This is a genomic window from Kaistia defluvii, from assembly GCF_026343955.1.
GTDB lineage: Bacteria > Pseudomonadota > Alphaproteobacteria > Rhizobiales > Kaistiaceae > Kaistia > Kaistia defluvii.
This window is the reverse complement of record NZ_JAPKNI010000006.1, coordinates 1-19,674: the sequence shown is the minus strand read 5'-3', so window position 1 is coordinate 19,674 and position 19,674 is coordinate 1. Positions and strand designations below refer to the sequence as shown.

The 19,674-nt window shown below is 67.4% G+C and carries 22 protein-coding genes; 11 read left to right on the top strand and 11 right to left on the bottom strand.

Going from position 1 to position 19,674, the window contains the following annotated elements; translation table 11 throughout:
• Window positions 1–55 precede the first annotated feature (55 nt).
• The 3 genes from OSH10_RS16030 to OSH10_RS16020 all read left to right on the top strand — a co-directional run bounded on the left by OSH10_RS16030 (window position 56) and on the right by OSH10_RS16020 (window position 2,916).
• The gene (locus OSH10_RS16030) at window positions 56–784 is read left to right on the top strand and encodes a class I SAM-dependent methyltransferase (RefSeq protein WP_266332903.1); all 729 of its coding nucleotides are present in this window, start codon (window positions 56–58) and stop codon (window positions 782–784) included.
• A 109-nt stretch (window positions 785–893) separates the two neighbouring features.
• On the top strand, window positions 894–1,649 hold the full coding sequence (locus OSH10_RS16025) for a TlyA family RNA methyltransferase (protein WP_266332902.1): 756 nt from the start codon (window positions 894–896) through the stop codon (window positions 1,647–1,649).
• Window positions 1,642–2,916, top strand: a complete 1,275-nt coding sequence (locus OSH10_RS16020; protein ID WP_266332901.1) for a class I SAM-dependent RNA methyltransferase — start codon at window positions 1,642–1,644, stop codon at window positions 2,914–2,916. Before OSH10_RS16025 ends, OSH10_RS16020 begins: the two co-directional genes overlap by 8 nt.
• 80 nt (window positions 2,917–2,996) lie before the next feature.
• On the opposite strand, the gene OSH10_RS16015 is transcribed toward OSH10_RS16020, so the two are convergent.
• The 3 genes from OSH10_RS16015 to aroC form a co-directional block, all read right to left on the bottom strand.
• The gene (locus OSH10_RS16015; RefSeq protein WP_266332900.1) at window positions 2,997–3,569 is read right to left on the bottom strand and encodes an NADPH-dependent FMN reductase; all 573 of its coding nucleotides are present in this window, start codon (window positions 3,567–3,569) and stop codon (window positions 2,997–2,999) included.
• A gap of 109 nt (window positions 3,570–3,678) precedes the next feature.
• Window positions 3,679–3,858, bottom strand: coding sequence for a putative quinol monooxygenase (locus OSH10_RS16010; protein WP_266333140.1), 180 nt, complete (start codon window positions 3,856–3,858; stop codon window positions 3,679–3,681).
• 136 nt (window positions 3,859–3,994) lie between these two features.
• The gene (aroC, locus tag OSH10_RS16005) at window positions 3,995–5,080 is read right to left on the bottom strand and encodes a chorismate synthase (protein ID WP_266332899.1); all 1,086 of its coding nucleotides are present in this window, start codon (window positions 5,078–5,080) and stop codon (window positions 3,995–3,997) included.
• A 435-nt stretch (window positions 5,081–5,515) separates the two neighbouring features.
• On the opposite strand from aroC, the gene OSH10_RS16000 reads away from it, so the two are divergent.
• From OSH10_RS16000 to OSH10_RS15975, 6 genes are all read left to right on the top strand, one after another.
• The gene (locus OSH10_RS16000; RefSeq protein ID WP_266332898.1) at window positions 5,516–5,794 is read left to right on the top strand and encodes a DUF1344 domain-containing protein; all 279 of its coding nucleotides are present in this window, start codon (window positions 5,516–5,518) and stop codon (window positions 5,792–5,794) included.
• Between the two features lie 767 nt (window positions 5,795–6,561).
• Window positions 6,562–6,819, top strand: a complete 258-nt coding sequence (locus OSH10_RS15995; RefSeq protein ID WP_266332897.1) for a DUF1344 domain-containing protein — start codon at window positions 6,562–6,564, stop codon at window positions 6,817–6,819.
• 164 nt (window positions 6,820–6,983) lie between these two features.
• Window positions 6,984–7,241: a DUF1344 domain-containing protein gene (locus OSH10_RS15990; protein WP_266332895.1), complete on the top strand. Its 258-nt coding sequence runs from the start codon at window positions 6,984–6,986 to the stop codon at window positions 7,239–7,241.
• A gap of 185 nt (window positions 7,242–7,426) precedes the next feature.
• On the top strand, window positions 7,427–7,684 hold the full coding sequence (locus OSH10_RS15985) for a DUF1344 domain-containing protein (RefSeq protein WP_266332896.1): 258 nt from the start codon (window positions 7,427–7,429) through the stop codon (window positions 7,682–7,684).
• 166 nt (window positions 7,685–7,850) lie between these two features.
• On the top strand, window positions 7,851–8,108 hold the full coding sequence (locus OSH10_RS15980; protein WP_266332895.1) for a DUF1344 domain-containing protein: 258 nt from the start codon (window positions 7,851–7,853) through the stop codon (window positions 8,106–8,108).
• Between the two features lie 158 nt (window positions 8,109–8,266).
• On the top strand, window positions 8,267–8,539 hold the full coding sequence (locus OSH10_RS15975; RefSeq protein WP_266332894.1) for a hypothetical protein: 273 nt from the start codon (window positions 8,267–8,269) through the stop codon (window positions 8,537–8,539).
• A 249-nt stretch (window positions 8,540–8,788) separates the two neighbouring features.
• Here OSH10_RS15975 and OSH10_RS15970 read toward each other — a convergent pair whose 3' ends face one another.
• Together OSH10_RS15970 and fabI are read right to left on the bottom strand one after the other, a co-directional pair.
• Window positions 8,789–9,367, bottom strand: a complete 579-nt coding sequence (locus OSH10_RS15970) for a histidine phosphatase family protein (protein WP_266332893.1) — start codon at window positions 9,365–9,367, stop codon at window positions 8,789–8,791.
• Between the two features lie 116 nt (window positions 9,368–9,483).
• Window positions 9,484–10,302 (bottom strand): enoyl-ACP reductase FabI, encoded by an 819-nt coding sequence (gene fabI, locus OSH10_RS15965; protein ID WP_266332892.1) that lies wholly within the window; start codon window positions 10,300–10,302, stop codon window positions 9,484–9,486.
• Window positions 10,303–10,607: 305 nt separating this feature from the next.
• Between fabI and OSH10_RS15960 the strand changes: the two genes are divergently transcribed.
• Together OSH10_RS15960 and OSH10_RS15955 are read left to right on the top strand one after the other, a co-directional pair.
• Window positions 10,608–12,302: a DUF3300 domain-containing protein gene (locus OSH10_RS15960; RefSeq protein ID WP_266332891.1), complete on the top strand. Its 1,695-nt coding sequence runs from the start codon at window positions 10,608–10,610 to the stop codon at window positions 12,300–12,302.
• 171 nt (window positions 12,303–12,473) lie between these two features.
• The gene (locus OSH10_RS15955; RefSeq protein WP_266332890.1) at window positions 12,474–13,901 is read left to right on the top strand and encodes an FAD-binding oxidoreductase; all 1,428 of its coding nucleotides are present in this window, start codon (window positions 12,474–12,476) and stop codon (window positions 13,899–13,901) included.
• A gap of 80 nt (window positions 13,902–13,981) precedes the next feature.
• Here the strand turns inward: OSH10_RS15955 and lpxK are convergent, their stop codons facing one another.
• The 6 genes from lpxK to OSH10_RS15925 all read right to left on the bottom strand — a co-directional run bounded on the left by lpxK (window position 13,982) and on the right by OSH10_RS15925 (window position 19,569).
• Window positions 13,982–14,998, bottom strand: a complete 1,017-nt coding sequence (gene lpxK, locus OSH10_RS15950) for a tetraacyldisaccharide 4'-kinase (protein WP_266332889.1) — start codon at window positions 14,996–14,998, stop codon at window positions 13,982–13,984.
• The gene (locus OSH10_RS15945; RefSeq protein WP_266332888.1) at window positions 14,995–16,314 is read right to left on the bottom strand and encodes a 3-deoxy-D-manno-octulosonic acid transferase; all 1,320 of its coding nucleotides are present in this window, start codon (window positions 16,312–16,314) and stop codon (window positions 14,995–14,997) included. Before OSH10_RS15945 ends, lpxK begins: the two co-directional genes overlap by 4 nt.
• The gene (locus OSH10_RS15940) at window positions 16,307–17,047 is read right to left on the bottom strand and encodes a lysophospholipid acyltransferase family protein (protein WP_266332887.1); all 741 of its coding nucleotides are present in this window, start codon (window positions 17,045–17,047) and stop codon (window positions 16,307–16,309) included. Before OSH10_RS15940 ends, OSH10_RS15945 begins: the two co-directional genes overlap by 8 nt.
• Before the next feature lie 83 nt (window positions 17,048–17,130).
• Window positions 17,131–17,367 carry a DUF4170 domain-containing protein gene (locus OSH10_RS15935; protein ID WP_266332886.1) on the bottom strand — a complete coding sequence of 79 codons (237 nt, stop codon included), beginning with the start codon at window positions 17,365–17,367 and terminating at the stop codon, window positions 17,131–17,133.
• A 38-nt stretch (window positions 17,368–17,405) separates the two neighbouring features.
• Window positions 17,406–18,221, bottom strand: a complete 816-nt coding sequence (locus tag OSH10_RS15930) for a 3'(2'),5'-bisphosphate nucleotidase CysQ (RefSeq protein ID WP_266332885.1) — start codon at window positions 18,219–18,221, stop codon at window positions 17,406–17,408.
• A gap of 4 nt (window positions 18,222–18,225) precedes the next feature.
• Window positions 18,226–19,569, bottom strand: a complete 1,344-nt coding sequence (locus OSH10_RS15925) for a TldD/PmbA family protein (protein WP_266332884.1) — start codon at window positions 19,567–19,569, stop codon at window positions 18,226–18,228.
• Between the last annotated feature and the right edge of the window lie 105 nt (window positions 19,570–19,674).

The following is a 19,674-nucleotide window of genomic DNA, read 5'->3' as shown; positions in this document are numbered from 1 at the left end:
GATTGTGGTAGGAGACGCACCCCGGCCGGCGAAAACCGATGGAGGTGCGAGCGCCATGACCCAGAACATCTACGACAATCCCGCCTTCTTCGAGGGCTACAGCCAGCTCGGTCGATCCGTCCATGGACTGGCGGGGGCTGCCGAATGGCCGGCGCTGCGCGCAATGCTGCCGGATCTGCGCGGGCTTCGCGTCGTCGATCTGGGCTGCGGCTATGGCTGGTTCTGCCGCCATGCGAGCGAACAGGGCGCGGCCTCCGTGCTGGGACTCGACGTGTCGGAGGCGATGCTGGCGCGCGCCACTTCCATGACCAAGGATCCCCTTATCCGCTACGAGCGTGCCGATCTCGAGACGCTGGAACTGCCCGAGGCCGCGTTCGATTTCGTCTATAGCTCGCTGACGCTGCACTATATCGAGGACCTGCCGCGCCTTCTGGCAACCGTGCATCGCGCGCTGGTACCGGGCGGCAGGCTCGTCTTCTCGATCGAACATCCGATCTATATGGCGCCGACCAACCCCAGCTGGGTGATCGATGCCGAAGGCCGCCGCACCTGGCCGCTCGACCGCTACAGCGCCGAAGGGCCGCGCTCGACCGACTGGCTCGCCAAGGGCGTCATCAAGCACCATCGCACCATCGGCACCCAGCTCAACATGATGATCCGGCAGGGTTTCACCATCAACCATTTCGAGGAATGGGGGCCGACCGACGCCGAGATCGCCGCGCAGCCGGCGCTGGCCGAGGAGCGAGACCGGCCGATGATGATGCTGATCGCGGCACATCGATAGGCGCCCCTCTCGCCCCGGCCGCCCCTTTCGCGGTCTGCGAGGCCTGCGACGCGTGCCTGCGGCCCGATAGCGCTTGCGCTTGACCGCCGAGCACGCCATCACTCGCGCCATGAACGACACCACACATCGCCTGGACATGGTCCTGCTGGCGCGCGGGCTGGTCGCCTCGCGGGCCAAGGCGCGCGACGCCGTCCTGCGCGGCCATGTCCGCGTCGACGGGGTCCTGATCACCAAGCCCGCCGCGACCATCCGGCAGAACGCCACGCTCGAGATCGACGATCCCGCGCAGCGCTACGTCTCGCGCGCCGCGCTGAAGCTCGTCGCCGGGCTGGATCATTTCGGCTATGACCCGACCGGCCGCACCGCGCTGGATCTCGGCGCCTCGACCGGCGGCTTCACCGAAGTTCTGCTCGAACGCGGCGCGCGCCATGTCCATGCGCTCGATGTCGGGCATGGCCAGCTGCATCCGCGCGTGGCCGGCCGGTCGCGCGTCACCATGCGCGAAGGCCTGAATGTCCGCGACCTGACCGCCGAGGACATTGGCGAACCGTTCGATGCCATCGTCTGCGATGTCTCGTTCATCTCGCTCCGCCTGGCGCTGCCGCCGGCGCTCGAGCTGGCCGAGCCGGGCAGTTGGGGCGTCCTGCTGGTCAAGCCGCAGTTCGAGGTCGGCAAAGACGGCATCAACAAGAGCGGCCTGGTTCGCGATCCCCTGGAAGGCGAGGCCGCTGTCGAGCGCATCGTTGACTGGATTGCCGCGGAGCCGGGATGGGTCGTCGACGGCCTCGTCCCCTCCCCGATCGCCGGTGGCGACGGCAATCATGAATTCCTGCTCGGCGTTAGGAAAGAAACAGCCCATGGCTGAAACCCTCACCATCACTGCTCTCGGCCATGAGGGCGACGGCATCGCCGAGACCGCATCGGGCCAGAAGGTGTTCGTGCCCTTCACCCTGCCGGGCGAAGTCGTGACGGCCGATATCGACGGCGAGCGCGGCCACCTGGTTTCGATCATCACGCCGAGCCCGGACCGCATCGCGCCCGCCTGCCGGCATTTCACCGTCTGCGGCGGCTGCTCACTGCAGCATTGGGCGCCGGAGAAATACCAGGCCTGGAAGCGCGAGCTGGTCGTGCACGCCTTCGCCCAGCGCGGCATCGAAACGGAGGTCAATCCGGTGATCCCGGTTGCGCCCCATTCGCGCCGCCGCGCCGTCTTCACCCTGTCGCGCACCGAACAGGGCGTCGTGCTCGGCTTCAACAAGCGCGAGAGCCACGACATCCTGGCGATCGAGGAATGCCCGCTGCTGGTGCCCGAGATCGAGACGCGGCGCGACAAGCTCGCCGCCCTGGCCGACCGGCTGATGGATCGCGGCAAGCGCGCCCGCATGACCGTGGTCTCGACCGATACCGGCCTCGACGTGTCGCTGGAAGGCGCGCGCAAGCCCGGCCGAGCCGACTATGAGGCGCTCGGTCGCGCCGCGGTCGACGGCTCGATCTCGCGCCTGACGGTCGATGGCGCGGAGATCTTCATGAGCCGCGTGCCGGAAATCCGCAACGATCCGATCGTGCTCTATCCGAGCGCCGGCGGCTTCCTGCAGGCGACGGCCAGTTCCGAACTCGCGATGGCCGACCTCGTCGACGCCGCGATCGGCAAGTCGGGCGGCCCGGTGCTCGATCTCTTCGCCGGCATCGGCACCTTCACGCTGAAGCTGGCGCGGCGCTTCCCCGTTCTCGCCGTCGAGGGCGAGACCAAGCTGCTGCAGGCGCTCGACCGCTCGATGCGCTTTTCCACCGGCATCCGGGCGGTGACCACGCGCCGGCGCGACCTGTTCCTCAATCCCATGGCCCCGGTCGAGCTGAAGGAATTCAAGGCCGTGGTGTTCGATCCGCCGCGCGCCGGCGCCAAGGCGCAGGCCGAGACACTGGCAAAGTCGATCGTGCCCAAGATCGTCGGCGTCTCCTGCAATCCCGCGACGCTCGCCCGCGACGCGCGCATCCTGATCGATGGCGGCTACAAGCTCACCAGCGTGACGCCCGTCGACCAGTTCCTGTGGTCGGGCCATGTCGAGGTGGTGGCGACCTTCGAGCTCGCCCGCAAGAGCGCCAGCAAGGGCCGCCCGGTGCGGTTGAGCTGACGGCAGGCACGGCGCAAACTCCCAAAACAAAAAAATGGCGGCCCGGAGCCGCCATTTTCGTTCGTGCCAGAGACCAGCGATCAGGCCGCCGCCAGTTCCTTGCGGCCGGCCTTCAGCGTCGCGCCGACCTTGGCGATGCGGTTCAGCATGAGGTTGGCGGAATCGATGAAGCTCGCCGGCGGCACGAACAGATCGTCCTGGCGGTATTGCGAGAAGAACGGGATGTTGACCTCGCCCGCCACGGCCAGACCGACCGCGCCGGCGACCGGCTTCAGCAGTTGCACCGCGCGGGTGCCGCCAGATACGCCGCCGTAGCTGACGAAGCCGAGCGGCTTGTCGGCCCATTCATGCGACAGGTAGTCGATCGCGTTCTTGATCGAGGCCGGGAAGCCGTGATTGTACTCGGGCAGCACGAAAACGAAGGCATCAGCCGCGTCGATCGTCGCGCTCCAGTCCTTGGTGTGCTGATGCACATACTGGCGCATGCGCGGGTGGTTGGGCTCGTCGAACATCGGCAGGTTGACGGCCTTCAGGTCGACGAGTTCGGCCTGGAAATCCTTGTGCGCGGCGGCGACGCCGTTGAACCAGGTGCCGATGGAAAGGCCGGCGCGGCCCGGACGGGTCGAGGCGACGATGGTTTGAAGCGTGAGCAAGGGGAAGCGTCCTGTGCAGATCCGATAAGCCTGTGAGACCATATATAGGGCTTATCAGCTCGGCGGGAGGTGAACGGTGCGTCAACCGTTCCCGACCCGATGCGGCCGCTCAGTCGACCGGATCGAAATAGGAGCCGACGGGCGCGGTCGCGAAAAGGCCCCGCGCCTGCTGCAACAGGTCCGGCGGGATGTTCCTGACCGAGGCCTGGTGCGCCTCGGGCGTTTCCCAATGCTCGATCATGAGAAAGCGCGCGGCGTCGTCCCGGTCGCGGAACAGCTGGCAGGACAGCGCGCCCTCCGGCCCAGGATCAGGGGCGTGATCGAGGCAAGGAAATGGGCCAGAGCGTCCTCCTGGCCCGCGAGGGCCCGAAACTCGCCAATCCGTGCGATCGCCATGACGTCCTCCCCAAGCTGCGTGGTGGAGCCTACCCGTTCTGGCCCCGATGACGAAGATAATGGTCCGCGATGGCGCAGGCGACCATAGCCTCGCCGATCGGCACGGCGCGGATGCCGACGCAGGGGTCGTGCCGGCCCTTGGTCATGACGTCGACCTCTTCGCCCTGCGCGGTGATCGAGCGGCGCGTGGTCAGGATCGACGAAGTCGGCTTGACGGCGAAGCGGGCGACGATCGGCTGGCCGGTCGAGATGCCGCCCAGGATGCCGCCGGCATGGTTGGAGAGGAACAGCGGCTTGCCGTCATTGCCCATGCGCATCTCGTCGGCATTCTCCTCGCCGGTGAGCGCCGCGGCATCAAAACCCTCGCCGATCTCGACACCCTTCACGGCGTTGATCGACATCAGCAGGCTGGCGATATCCTGGTCGAGCTTGGCATAGACCGGCGCACCAAGGCCGGCCGGCACGCCCTCGGCGATGACCTCGATCACCGCGCCGGCGGAAGAACCCGCCTTGCGGATGCCGTCCAGATATTCCTCCCACACCGTCGCCGTCTCGGCGTCCGGGCAGAAGAAGGGGTTCTGGTCGACCTCGTTCCAGTTCCAGCGCGCGCGGTCGATCTTGTGCGGACCGATCTGCACCAGCGCGCCGCGCACGCTCATGCCCGGCACGACCTTGCGGGCGATGGCGCCGGCGGCGACGCGGGCCGCCGTCTCGCGGGCCGAGGAACGGCCGCCGCCGCGATAATCGCGGATGCCGTATTTCAGGTCATAGGTGAAGTCGGCATGGCCGGGCCGGTAACGATCCCTGATGTCGCCATAGTCCTTGGAGCGCTGGTCCACATTCTGGATCTCGAGCGCGATCGGCGTGCCGGTGGTGAGAAGCGTGCCGTCTTCCTGCGGCAGGACGCCGGAAAGGATGCGCACCTCGTCGGGCTCGCGGCGCTGGGTGGTGAAGCGCGAGGTACCGGGCTTGCGCTTGTCCATCCAGGCCTGGATCTCGGCCTCGGAAATGGCGATGCGCGGCGGACAGCCGTCGACGACCGCGCCAAGTGCGGGTCCGTGGCTCTCGCCCCAAGTCGTGACGCGAAACAGATGGCCGAAGGTATTGTGCGACATGGGCGAAGGCGCTCCCGGTGATTGGCCCCGGTTCTAGAAAGCCAGCGGCCTTCCGTCAAACGCCAGCTTCGCGCGGGCACGGATAAGCGCGAGCGGTGCATAGAGAGTGAGCAGAGGACACCATCACTTGCACTGATGGTAAGCTTTGCTATTATCAGCCATGAGGACTTCCACGAAACCGTGATTACCCAGGGCCGGACGGTGCGACATGTCACATCACCCCGACGATTGCAGCGAAACGGCCAGGCTTCGCTCCCGCGCTGGCCTGCGGCGGCGAAAGCGGCTCTGGAATCGCTAAGCCGATGAATTCCTTGTGAATTGCCTTCGAACGAGAGGACTCCATTTTCCGACGTAGCCAGGAACGGGCACCGCTTCCCCCGCGCGGATCGCTTCATCGGCCCCTGGCTTGACCCTGCAGGAACTGGAAACCACACCATGCGCCATCTCGTTCTCGCCGCCGCGTCTGTCGCCCTCCTCTCTTCGGGCGTCGCCGCCTACGCCGCCGAAGAGGTCGAAGGTTCGGTCGGAAGCGTCAATGTCGGACACGGCACATTGACGCTGCAATCCGGACGGACATTCACCTTTGCCAACCCGGCGGTGCTCTATGGAATCGTGCCCGGCCAGTCGGTCGGTGTGTCCTACACCGGCCGGAACCAGGGCATCACGGCTTTCGACCCCCACCCGGAGAGTGACGGCGACCACGGAAATTACTGACCTCCCCGTTGACGCTACTCTCTGAAAGCGGCGCCCGGCACCCCTCCGGGCGCCGCTATCTTTTCTGGCCTTCCTGGATCGTTTTCACCCGCGAGCGCCCGCCGTGCACGTCGAGTTCGCGCCCCACGGGGTCGGCCGGCCAAGCGGGGAAGGCCGTTCACCAGACGCCGCCAGGCTGCCCATGCCGCCCCCGGCAAGCGGGCCGGCCCGCCATCGACGCCTGGCGCGGACACGACCGCCGGATGCGGCATCTGCAAGGCTCCCGGTTGGACATCCACCCGACTCCGCCTCTCTCGCCTCCGCCGCCCGAAGGCCGGCAGACCAGGCGGCATGACCAGTTAAGAAGCTCGGGCAATGATAAGTGGTCGTACTTTTTATCGGCCGATGAGGTGGCGGAGAGCCCGATTCGACCGGCCTGAAGCCCGCAATCGGCCCCACCAGATCCATTTGATGAGCTTTTACTACAATAAGCAGCGATACATATTGAACAGTGCCGCCGGGTTCGGTGAACAATCCAGTGGCAAGCCGCATATTTTATTCTACGATTAAGCCGTTATGTAGAATTTTCACCCTATAATGGCCCATTATGTATTCAAAAAGAGAATTGCTAGGGCCCCAAAGGTCCATTTTGAAAAATATCGCGCGCTTGCAAACGGCAATGGACAGGACCAAATTCAGCTCACCGGCGACGGACTGAACGATACCGCCCCACAGGAATAGGGGTCGTCGCTGCAAGCGGTCGAATGAATCGACCAGGAGAAAAAAAGATGCATAACCTTATCATTGCTGCCGCCTCCGTTGCCTTCCTCGCCTCCGGCGCAGCCGCCATGGCCGCCGAGCAGACAGAAGGCACCGTCACCAGCGTCAACGCTTCGGCCGGAACGCTCACCCTGCAGGACGGCCAGACGTTCAATTTCGCCAATGGCACCCAGCTCTACGGCATCCTGCCGGGCCAGACGGTCGGCGTCAGCCACGATGGCAGCCAGGGCCTCGGCGCCTTCAACCCGAAGCCGGCCAACGACTGATCGCCCCTCGCGATCTCGAGCTGAGCTTCCAGGCCGGCGTCCGGCTTCCTCCCCCTTCCGGACACCGGCTTGATCTACCGCCTGCCCCCCGACAGGCGGACGGGAATGGCCCCTCCCCCGACCGGGCCACATCACGTCGAACGCGGTTCGACAAGGAGACTCCAATGCGTAATCTGATCCTCGCCGCTGCTTCCGTCGCCTTCCTCGCCTCGGGCGCAGCCGCCATCGCCGCCGAGCAGACCGAAGGCACCGTCACCAGCGTCAACGCTGCGGCCGGCACGCTCACCCTGCAGGACGGCCAGACGTTCAATTTCGCCAACGGCACCCAGCTTTACGGCATCCTGCCGGGCCAGAGCGTCGGCGTCAGCCACAATGGCAGCCAGGGCCTCGGCGCGTTCAACCCGGCCCCCGCCAACGACTGATCCAAGCCTGAACGGATCCAAGCCTGATCTGATCTCATCTCTCCCTGACCCCCACGGCCGCGGTCCGGCTCCCCTCCGGACCCAGCGCACCTCCCGCCTGTCGTCCCCGCGACAGGCGGCCGGGAATTGCCCTCCCCCGAACGGGCACAATCACGTCGAACACGGTTCGACAAGGAGACTCTAAAATGCGCAATCTCATCCTCGCTGCCGCCTCCGTTGCCTTCCTCGCCTCCGGCGCCGCCGCCATGGCCGCCGAGCAGACCGAAGGCACCGTCACCAGCGTCAACGCTTCGGCCGGCACGCTCACCCTGCAGGACGGCCAGACGTTCAATTTCGCCAACGGCACCCAGCTCTACGGCATCCTGCCGGGCCAGACGGTCGGCGTCAGCCACGATGGCAGCCAGGGCCTCGGCGCCTTCAACCCGAAGCCGGCCAACGACTGATCGCCCTCGCGATCTCGAGCTGAGCTTCCAGGCCGGCGTCCGGCTTCCTCCCCCTTCCGGACACCGACTTGATCTACCGCCTGCCCCCCCCCGACAGGCGGACGGGAATGGCCCCTCCCCCGACCGGGCCACATCACGTCGAACGCGGTTCGACAAGGAGACTCCAATGCGTAATCTGATCCTCGCCGCTGCTTCCGTCGCCTTCCTCGCCTCGGGCGCTGCCGCCATCGCCGCCGAGCAGACCGAAGGCACCGTCACCAGCGTCAACGCTGCGGCCGGCACGCTCACCCTGCAGGACGGCCAGACGTTCAATTTCGCCAACGGCACCCAGCTCTACGGTATCCTGCCGGGCCAGAGCGTCGGCGTCAGCCACAATGGCAGCCAGGGCCTCGGCGCGTTCAACCCGGCCCCCGCCAACGACTGATCCTCAAGTTCCCCAGACCTGACGATCTCAAGACCAAACCGGAGTCCGGCGCCCCCGGACACCGGTTTCTACGTTCCGCCTGGCCCCACAGGCGGTCGGGAATAGCCCTCCCCGAATGGGCTCGCTTCCGTCGAACACGGTTCGACCAGGATAACATCATGCGCAATTTCATCATCGTCGCTGCCTCCGTCGCGTTCCTCGCCTCGGGTGCAGCCGCAATCGCTGCCGAGCAGGCCGACGGCACCGTTTCCAGCGTCAATGCGTCCACAAGCACCCTGTCGTTGAGGACCGGCCAGACTTTCCTGTCTCAGGACGGCCGCCAGTTGCTTCGCATTCTTCCCGTCCAGCGACTTGGCATCATGACCAACGAAACCGATGGCGTCGGCACGTACAACCCGACCCCCGTGCGCGATGAAAACGGCAATGTCTGAGCATCCCTGACCTTCATCGACCTGACTGACCTCCCAAAGACGACGTTCGGCACCCCTCCGGACGTCGTTTTCTTTTGTCGGAGGATCGCTTGCCCATCGGTGGCACTCGCCGGATACGGGAAATCGCCGGCAGGCCAAATCACCTCGGGCCCGGGTAACCAGGACCGCAGGAAAATCGCCCGATGGTCAAGCGTTCTGATCCATGGGTATCGAGGCGGGATGGCCAGGCAGGCGTAACGGCTGAGGGGATCAGATCCAGTGGGTTCCACGGCCGTCCCAAACCAGGATCCGATCCTGGGGAACGTCGAGATTGGGCGTCTGCTCGGTATCGAGGCCGAGCAGAAGGCCACGCAGCACCCGGCAGACGCCGCCATGCGAGACGACGACCGTATCCTGGGTGACGCTGGCAAGCCAGGTGCCGATCCGCACCGAGAGCATGGCATAGCTCTCGCCCTGCGGCGGCTGGAAGCCCCATTTGTCGACGTCGCGCTCGGCCACCAGATCGGGCCAGCGCTGCATCAGTTCGGGCGCGGTATAGCCTTCCCAGCGGCCGAAGGTGATTTCCTTGAGGATGGGGTCGAGGCGGTAGCCGGACGGATCCAGCCCCATGGCGCCGCGGGCGATTTCCATGGTCTGGCGCGTGCGCTCCAGCGGGCTGGCGACAAAGTCGAAACGCGCCGTCTCCGGCATCTGCTCGGCCAGCACACGACCGTTGCGCTGGGCCTGCCCGCGTCCGCGCGCATTCAGCGGAATGTCGCGCTGGCCCTGGAAGCGCCCTTCGGCGTTCCAGTCGGTCTCGCCGTGCCGGATGAAGACAAGGGTCGGCACGGCTTGCTCCGAAATGCTCAGAGTATTCTACCGTTTCAGCGAAGTGGTAGAATACTTGACTCCTTGTTTGGCCGCGTTTTCTCACGCGCACCGCGCACACGTCGCTCGAAGACGCTTTAGTCCTTGATGACGGAGATATCGGGCGCGTCGACGGCCTTCATGCCGACAACGTGATAGCCCGAATCGACGTGGTGGACTTCGCCCGTGACGGCGCGCGACAGATCCGACAGGAAGTAGACGCCGGAGTCGCCGACCTCTTCGGTCGTCACCGTGCGACGCAGCGGCGCGTTATACTCGTTCCACTTCAGGATATAGCGGAAATCGCCAATGCCGGAGGCGGCCAGCGTCTTGATCGGACCGGCGGAAATCGCGTTGACGCGGATATTCTTCGGTCCGAGGTCGACGGCCAGATACTGCACGCTCGCCTCGAGCGCGGCCTTGGCGACGCCCATGACGTTGTAGTTCGGCATGACCTTTTCGGCGCCGTAATAGGTCAGCGTCAGGATCGAGCCGCCATCCGTCATCAGCTTCTCGGCGCGCTGGGTCACGGCGGTCAGCGAGTAGACCGAGATCAGCATGGTCTTGTTGAAATTGCCTTCGGTCGTGTCGACGTAGCGGCCGGTCAGCTCGTCCTTGTCGGAGAAGCCGATGGCGTGCACGAGGAAGTCGAGCTTGCCCCACTGCTTTTCGACTTCCGCGAAGACTGCGTCGATCGAGGCGCTGTCGGTGACGTCGCAATGCCCGACGACAATCGCGCCGAGCTCAGCCGCAAGCGGCTCCACGCGCTTCTTCAGCGCATCGCCCTGGTAGGTAAAAGCCAGTTCGGCGCCGTGGTCATGGGCGGCCTTGGCGATTCCCCAGGCGATCGACCGGTTGTTCGCGACGCCCAGCACGAGGCCGCGCTTACCCTTCATCAAACCGCCTGCTTCGATCATGCCTATTTTTCCCTCTTCGTGCGACTGGAGGCGTGCCTCCTATCGCACAGGGTCCCCTGCGCTTCAAGGCGAAGCAAGCAGTCGTCCATCACAGTCGATGTACACTTGTCGTGGAACGCGGGCCGCCGGCGGATCGGTCCCGCTCGAAGCGGCGGATGCGCCCCGTTTCCTAGGCTGCCGGTCCCGCGATCCGGCTCTCCATCCCAAACTTAACCATCCCGCCGGCTCACCAAGCGTAAAGCTTCCGAAGGCTTCGCTTCTGTGCGAGTTATTACGAGCATCCGACCGATAGGAGGGCCCCAGCAGTGGCGCCACGCTTGAAAGACAAGGTCTGGTTTGGAACGGGCAACTATTCCCGACTGGCAGTCGCCGCCATATTCGGCTGGTCGACGACAATCTATCCGGTTCTCGCCGAGACGTTGACGCCCCCCGTCAAGCTGGCGCAGAGCGACGCGACGACGGCGCCGGCGGCTGAAACGCCGGCAGCTCCCGAAGCGCCGCGATCTGCCCCCGCCCTCCCCGACCAGGTGCCGGGCGCGGCGGAGGCCGCGGCGGCATCGACCGCCGACCAGGACGCCGATCTCTACACGGTCTCGGATCTGGAATTCCTGCTCGGCCCGATCGCGCTCTATCCCGATCCGCTGCTCGCGCTGGTGCTTTCGGCCAGCACGCTGCCGGACCAGCTTCTCAAGGCCGATGACTGGCTCGCCGCCAATCCCAAGGCCGTCGCCGACGAGAACTATACCGAAGCCGAGAAGCTCGGCCTCGACGCGCCGGTCGTCGCGCTGATGCGCTTCCCGTCGGTTATCGAGATGCTGGTCGAGCATGAAGACTGGACCGAGTCGCTCGGTTTCGCCTTCGACCGCCAGCCTGAGGACGTCGCCACCGTCATCCAGCTCCTGCGCGCGCAGGCGGAGAAGGTCGGCAATCTGAAGACGACGCCGCAGCAGGTCGTCACCGTCGAGCCGGCGACTTCGAGCGCGCCGCGCGTGATCTCGATCGCCCCGGCCCAGCCGGAGCGCATCTACGTCCCCGTCTACAATTCGGCCGATGTGTTCACCACCGCCGCCACGGGCGCGCTGGTCTTCGGCACGGCGATCCTGGTCGGCTCGGCCTGGAACAACCGCTGGGGCTGGAACAATCGCGGCTGGAACAATGTCTGGGTCACGCATCACTGGCATGGCACCCCCGGCTGGCGTCCCGGTCCGCCGCACCGGCCGCGCCCGCCCGGCGCCTGGCAGCCGGACCGGCCGAATCGCCCCGATCGGCCCAACCGTCCCGGTCGCCCCGACAATGGCCGCCCCGGTGATAACAACCGCCCCGGTCGTCCTGGCGACAACAATCGCCCCGGCCGTCCCGGAGACAACAACCGCCCGAACCGGCCCGGCGACAACAACCGGCCGAACCGGCCCGGCGACAACAACCGTCCGAACCGTCCCGGCACCGAGACGGGACGCCCAAATCGGCCTGGCGCCGAGACCGGTCGCCCGAACCGGCCCGAGCGGCCCGGCACGGAATCGGGTCGTCCGAACCGGCCGAACGTTCGCCCGGAACGTCCCGGCGCCGAGACCGGACGGCCGAATCGGCCCGAGCGGCCCGCGAACTCGCGTCCGAACCGTCCCGAGACGGGACGCCCGGGTGCCGAGAACCGGCCCAACCGCCCGAACCGGCCCGAGGCGAACCGTCCGTCGCGTCCGGACAATGCCCGGCCGCAGCAGCGGCCGTCGCAGAATGCCCGTCCGCAGCAGCGGCCATCGCAGAATGCCCGTCCGCAACAGCGGCCGAACCAGAACGCTCGTCCGCAGCAGCGGCCGAACCAGAATGCCCGGCCGCAACAGCGGCCCAACCAGAATGCCCGGCCGCAGCAGCGGCCCAATCAGAACGCCCGGCCGCAGCAGCGACCGAACCAGAATGCCCGGCCGAACAACCAGAACCGAAATCGGCAGCCGCAGAACCGAAACCGCAATTGCCGGCCCGGTCAGGACAACTGCCGCCGGTAGCCGCGCAGGAAGCCGGTGGCGCGAGCAATCGCGCCACCCCATAAAGAACCAAGCCCGTCCTCGCCGGCCTGCTCCTGCAGGCCGGCTTTTTTTGACCGCGCATGCCGCTTCCAACCGGAGCCGCGAGCCGGGTATCCTGCTTGTCGCCAAGCAAGGATCGAACCTGCCATCATGCTGAACCATCCGACGCCAGACCTTCTCGCCCGCTTCGCCGCCCTGGTCGGCCCGGGCGGCGCCCTCACCGACCCCGAAGCGACCCATCCCTACCGGATGGAATGGCGCGACAAATATCTGGGCGAGACGCCGCTGGTGCTTCGTCCGCAGACGGTTGGCCAAGTCTCCGCCATACTCGCGCTCGCCAACGAGACGCGCACCGCGATCGTGCCGCAGAGCGGCAATACCGGGCTGGTCGGCGGCCAGGTTCCCGATTCGAGCGGCACCGAGATCGTCCTCTCGCTCGACCGCATGACGCGGATCCGCGCCGTGGATGCCGAGGGCTATTCGCTGACGGCGGAAGCCGGCGCGATCCTCGCCGACGTGCAGAGCGCCGCCGAGGCAGCCGGGCGGCTGTTTCCGCTCTCGCTCGGCTCGGAAGGCTCATGCCGGATTGGCGGCAACATCTCGACCAATGCCGGCGGTACCGCCGTGCTCGCCTATGGCAACATGCGCGACCTGGTGCTCGGCCTCGAAGTGGTGCTGGCGGATGGCCGGATCTGGGAAGGGCTCGGCGCGCTGCGCAAGGACAATACCGGCTATGACCTGAAGCAGCTGTTCATCGGCGGCGAAGGCACACTCGGCATCGTCACCGCCGCCGTCCTCAAGCTCTATCCGCGCCCCAAGGGCCAGGCCGTCGCCTTCGCGGCGCTCGCCGACCCCGCCGCGGCGCTCGCCCTGTTCAATCTGGCGCGCGACCGCGCCGGCCATGACCTCACCGGCTTCGAACTGATGCCGCGCATCGGCGTCGATTTCGTGCTGCGCCATATCCCCGGCTCCCGCGACCCGGTCGGCACGGTGGCGCCCTGGTATGCGCTGCTCGAAATCTCCTCCGGCCATTCGGACGAGGCGGCGCGCGCGGCGATCGAGGATATTCTCGGCACCGCCTTCGAGCAGGGCGTCGTCGCCGACGCGGCGATCGCCCAGTCGCTCGCCGACCGCGCCATGTTCTGGCGGATGCGGCATGGCATGTCGGAGGCGCAAAAGCCGGAGGGCGGCTCGATCAAGCACGACGTCTCGGTGCCGGTCGCCAGCGTCCCGGCCTTCCTGAACGAGGCGATCGCGGCGATCGAGGCGTTCATTCCCGGCTGCCGGCCCGTGCCCTTCGGCCATCTCGGCGACGGCAACATCCACTTCAACATTTCCCAGCCGGTCGGCGCCGACAAGCAGGCGTTCCTCGATCGCTGGGACGAGGTCAACGCGCTGATCCACGGCATCGTCGCGCGCTACAATGGCTCGATCTCGGCCGAACACGGCATCGGCCGCCTGAAGCGCGACCTTTTGCCTGCGGCCAAGGGCCCGGTGGCGATGGCGATGATGCACTCGATCAAGCAGGCGCTGGATCCCAACGGCATCCTCAACCCGGGCAAAATGCTGCGAAGCTAGCCGCTTCCAGCCTTCGCGTATTTCTCGGGCCGGGCCGAGCTGACCTCTCCCTGAGGGAGAGGCGACGAAATGCGAGGGCTCTACCGAGTCGCGACCCGGCGCACCGTCTCCGCGATCAGGGCGGCGATGCGGGCTTCGTTGTCGAAATGCATCCGCACCTGGAACACCCGCGTCCGTTCGCGCAGCCGGGCGAGGTCGCCTTCCTGGCGCGCGAGGCGGGCGTGATCCTTGCTCGTGGTGATCAGGTCGAGCGTCTCGGCATCGGCCCGGGCCAGCAGCTTGCGGGCGTCCTCGGCGGTATAGGCATGATGATCGGGGAACGCCTTGACGTCGGCCAGCGGCACGCCGGCGCGGTCCAGCGTGTTGAAGAATTTTTCCGGCCTGCCGATGCCGGCGAAGGCGAGGAAAGAGCGCGGTCCCCAGACCTGCATCGCGGCCGGCTCGAGCTTCGCCTTCAGGATGATCTTGCCGGCCCGCGCGGCGCGACGGACGATGCGATCGCCGGGCTTGCCGTCACCGACGATCAGCACCGCGTCGGTGCGGATCATCTGGGTGCGCAGCGGCGCCCGCAACGGCCCGGCCGGAAACACGCGGCCATTGCCGATTCCCGTCGCACCATCGACGACGATCAACGACAGGTCCTTGTGCAGCGACGGGTTCTGGAAACCGTCATCCATGATGATCAGGTCGACGCCGGCCCGCTCCAGCAGCGGCAGCCCCGCCGGACGGTCCGGCGAGACGACGACAGGCCCAGCCTCGGCAAGCAGCAGCGCCTCGTCGCCGACGCGGGCCGCATCATGCAGGTTGGGATCGACCAGAAGCGGCTCGCGCGCCGAACCGCCATAGCCGCGCGTCAGGAAGCCGGGATTGAGACCCTGGGCGCGGGCAATGCGGGCGAGCGCCAGTGCCGTCGGCGTCTTGCCGGCACCGCCGACGACGTAGTTTCCGACGCAGATGACGGGAACGGCGGCGGTCGCTTTCGGCTTGCGGCGCATCCGCCGGCCCGCCACCCAGCCATAGAGGCCGGACACGGGAGCCAGAAGCAGGGATGGCACCGAAAGCCGCTGCAACGACCAGAAGCGCGGCGGGCGGATCATCGCGGCGATCCCTCGCGTTCCCGCAGCCGCGCGGTGATCGCCAGCGGCTCCAGATAAGGCACGAGCGCCCGCATCGTCGCGTCGAGCGCGCCGGTGAAGGGCGCCAGGGCCTCGGCCGCCTTGGTGGCGCGCCGCCGCATCGCGTTCGGGTCGGCGAAGAGGTCGCCGAGCACCTTGGCGAGTTGCTCGGAACTGCGGATCACCTCGGCCCGGCCGGTGCGGTCGAGGGCGGAATAGATCTCGGCGGCATTGTGGACATGCGGCCCGTGCAGGATCGCGACGTTGAGCTGCGCCGCCTCGATCGGGTTATGGCCGCCGACGGGCACAAGCGTGCCGCCGACAAAGGCGATCGGCGCCACGCGGTAGAAGATGCCGAGTTCGCCCAGCGTGTCGGCCAGGTAGATGTCGGTCTTCGGCGTGATCGGCTCGCCGGCGCTGCGCATCGCCACGTCCAGCCCCTTGGCGGCCAGCATGTCGCGGATCGCCGGACCCCGCACAGGGTGGCGCGGCACGATGATGGTGAGGAGTTCCGCGCGGCGGTGGCGGAGCACGCGGTGCGCCGCGGCGATCCCCTCCTCCTCGCCCTCATGCGTGGAGGCGGCGACGAAGACCGAGCGCCCTTCGACGGCGCGACGGACTTCCTCGACCAATTCCGGAGCGGCATGCGGCGGCGGAACGTCGAACTTCAGATTGCCGGTGACGCGCACGTCCCGGACGCCGAGCGCTGCGAGCCGTTCGCCATCGCCCTCGCTCTGGGCGAGCGCCATCGTCACCTTGCCGAACAGCCCGCCCTTGCCGGCCTCGACCTTGTTCCAGCGCTTGAAGGAGCGCTCCGACATGCGGGCGTTGACGAAGATCTGCGGCACATTGCGGGCGACAAGCCGGCTCATCTTGGTCGGCCAGATCTCGGACTCGACCGATATGGCGAGATCCGGCTTCCAGTGGTCGAGAAAGCGATTGACGATGGGCGTGATGTCGAGCGGCGAATATTGATGAAACGCGCCGCGCGGCAGGCGCTGCTCGGCCACCGCAGCGCTCGTCACCGTCACCGTGGTGAAGAGCACGTTCATTCCTTCCTCGACGATACGGCGGACGAGCGGCAGCACGGCATTGGTCTCGCCGACGCTGGCGGCGTGAACCCAGACCAGGGCGCCGGTCGGCCGTTTCAGCGTCGCGCGGCCATAGCGCTCCTGGCGGCGGGAGCGATCTTCCTTGCCCTTCGCCGTGCGATAGGCGAGCAGCAGCGGCACCAGCGGCAAAGCGACGTAACCAGCCAGTCGATAGGCGGTTAGGGCCGCTCCGCCGCGCTCAGACATTCGGCCTGCCGACGCGTTGGTAAGCCCGCTCCGTCACGCGGTTGAGTTCGTCCTCGAGCTCGACCCGCTTCTGCTCGACCAGCGCATCGTCGGCATCCGCCGGCACGTAGATCGGCACGCCGAAGACGCAGATGCCCTTGCTGAAAGGCAGGTTGACCGTCGTGCGGTCCCAGTTCTTGATGACGAAATGCCGGCTGGTCGCCACCGCGACGGGCACGATGGGCCGTCCGGAGGCGCGCGCCAGCTTGATGATGCCGGGGCCGGCGCGGCGCGACCGCTGGTTGGACAGATCGGCGGTCATCGCGACCGTCGCGCCCTGCGCCAGAGCGGCCTTCATTTCCAGGAAGCCGCGCAGGCCTCCCTTCTCGATGACGCGCGACGAGGAGCGGGCAGCCGAGGCGCGGACCGTGCCGAGGCCAAGGCTCTCGGCCGCGATCGCGTTGATCTCGCCGTCGCGGTGCTTCGAGATCATGACGCGGACGTCATGGCCCTCGCGGCGGATGAACGGCACCATCAGGTGCTGGCCGTGCCACATGGCGACGATGCCCGGCAGCAGGTGGCCGAAGAATTCGTAGGGTTCGCTCGGCTCGAACTCCAGCGTGCTGGTGCGGCGGACAAAGCGCAGATAGGCCGCCGCGCTCCGGCCGGCCAGCCGCGTGACCTGGTCCGACGTTCCAATCCTCTTGAGGAGGCTGGGGCGCTTGGCGCGCCTCTTGGCCTGAGAATCCGCCAAAATACGATCTGTCCCTTCCAGCCGCCGCAATCGCGGCGGTTTTCATTTCCCGCCAGCAGCGCCGTGGGCGCGGAGGCGTCGGCTCAGCCCGCCGTTGCGTCGGGGTCGAGCAGCCTGTGCAGGTGCACGATGAAATAGCGCGTCTGGGCGCTGTCGACCGAACCCTGCGCCGCCTTCTTCCAGGCATCATAGGCGGTCTTGTAGTTGGGGTAGATGCCGACGATGTCGAGCTTCGACAGGTCGGAGAACTCCATCGTTCCGACCGAGCTCAACTCGCCGCCGAACACCAGATGCAGGAGTTGCTTGTCCGTTCCAGGCATGATGCCGCCGTCTCCTAGTCCTAACCGATAAGGCACGCTCAAGGCGCGCCGGGGCCCGAAGCCTCATGCGCGGCCTCGGCTTCAGCGATGATGGCCATGGCCGCCGAAGCGAGCCCGGGCGTCGAGGCGATCAGGGCCGGATGACGCGGTATCGCGTCATTGAAACGAAGCGGCGCGCCCTCGAGATCGCGCAGCGTTCCGCCTGCTTCCTGCACCAAAAGGTCCACTGCCGCAAGATCCCAATCATAGGCGCCGGGACGCGCCGTGGCGACGTCCACACGACCGCAGGCCACCAGCGCGAAGCGATAGGCGAGCGAGGGCGTGAAACGCCGCTCGCGCGGGTCCATGCCGTGCCCGGCCATGGCGCGCAAATGACGCGCCGGGCCGGCGATCCGCGCGCCTTCCAGCGCCTGGCGGTCGCTGACGCGGATGGCGTCGCCATTGAGGCGGGCGCCGCCGCCGGCGGTCGCCTCGAACAGCTCCTCGCGCGCCGGCACGAACAGCGCCGCCGCCACCGCCGCGCCATCCTCGACCAGCGCGACCGAGACGCACCAGTCGGGGTTGCCGTCGATGAAGCCGCGCGTGCCGTCGATCGGGTCGACGACGAACAGGCGGCGACGGTCCAGGCGATCCGGCGTGTCGGCGCTCTCCTCCGACAGCCAGCCATAATCCGGCCGCGCCGCGGTCAGCGTCGCATGCAGGGCATGGTTGGCGGCGAGATCGGCCTCGGTGACGGGCGAATTGGCGCCCTTGGTCCAGACCTTCGGGTCGCGCTTGAAATAGCCGAGCGCAATCTGCCCGGCCTCGCGCGCCGCCGCGACCAGCAGCGCCAGATCGGCGGCGCGGTCCGGCATGATGTCAGCGCCCGGCAATCATCATGCCCTCGATGGCGACGGTCGGCGAATTGAAGGCGTAGCGGTATTCGAGATCGTTGGCGACGAGCAGGCGGCGGAACATGTCGCGCATGTTGCCGGCGATGGTGATCTCGCTGACCGCCTCGGCAAGCTGGCCGTTGCGGATGCGATAGCCGCCGGCGCCGCGGCTGTAGTCGCCGGTCACGCCATTGGCGCCATGGCCGATCAGTTCGGTGACATAGAGCCCGTCGCCGATGTCGGCGATCAGTTCGGCCGGCGTCTTGTCGCCGGGCAGCAGCGTCAGGTTGGTGGCGCTCGGATGCGGGTTGCTGCCGCCGCCGACCGCGCGGCCATTGGTTTCGAGGCCGAGCTCGCGCGCCGTGCCGCTGTCGAGGAACCAGCGCTGAAGCACCCCGTCCGCGATCAGGTCGAACGCTTCGACCGCCACGCCCTCGCCGTCGAACGGCCGCGAGGCGAGGCCGCGCACGCGCAGCGGGTCGTCGGTGATGCGGATGCCCGGCGCGAAGATCGCCTCGCCCAGCGCCTTCTGCAGGAAGCTGGTCTTGCGGGCGATGGCGCTGCCATTGACGGCGCCGGCGAGATGGCCGAGCAGGCTGACCGCGACGCGCGGATCGTAGACGACCGTGGCGCTGCCGGTCGGCATCTGGGTCGGGTTCAGCCGGCGAACGGCCCGCTCGGCCGCGCGGCGACCGATCTCGGCCGCGTCCGGCAGATCGGAGGCGTGGATCTTCGAAGCGCTGTCATAGTCGCGCTCCATGCCGGTGCCCTCGCCGGCGATGGCAGTGGCGGAGACGCTGTGGCGCGAACCCATATAGGCGCCGGTGAAGCCATGCGACGTCACCAGCACGGCGCCGGACAGCGACCAGCCGGCCGAGGTGCCGCCCGACTTGGCGATCCCGGGCACGGCGAGCGCGGCCTGCTCGGCCCGCGTCGCGCGATCGATCAGGTCCTCGACCGAGGGCGCGGCGGGATCGAGCAGGTCGAGATCGGGGAACGACTTCGCCAGGCGATCGGCCGGCGCGAGGCCGGCGAAGCGATCTTCCGGCGCCACCCTCGCCATCGCGACCGCGCGAATCGCCAGCTCGTCGGCGGGCGAAAGGCCATTGGTCGAGACGCTGGCATGGCGGTTGCCGACAAAGACGCGCAACGCCAGTTCGTCGCCCTCGGAACGCCCCGTCTCCTCGACGGCGCCATTGCGGATATCGACCGAAAGGCCGATGCGCCGGAACGCGACGGCGTCGGCGGCATCCGCGCCGGCCCGCTTCGCGGCCTCGACGAGCTTGGCGGCGGTTTCAACAAGGCGGGACTGGTCAGGCAGCGCGGTCATGGCTCTTCTCCGTTGCCCCTTTAGTAGGGATCGAAGGCGGTACCGACAACCCCGCCAGGATCGTGGCATCCATGCGGCGGATGGGCTCGCTTTTCGCAGGAAATT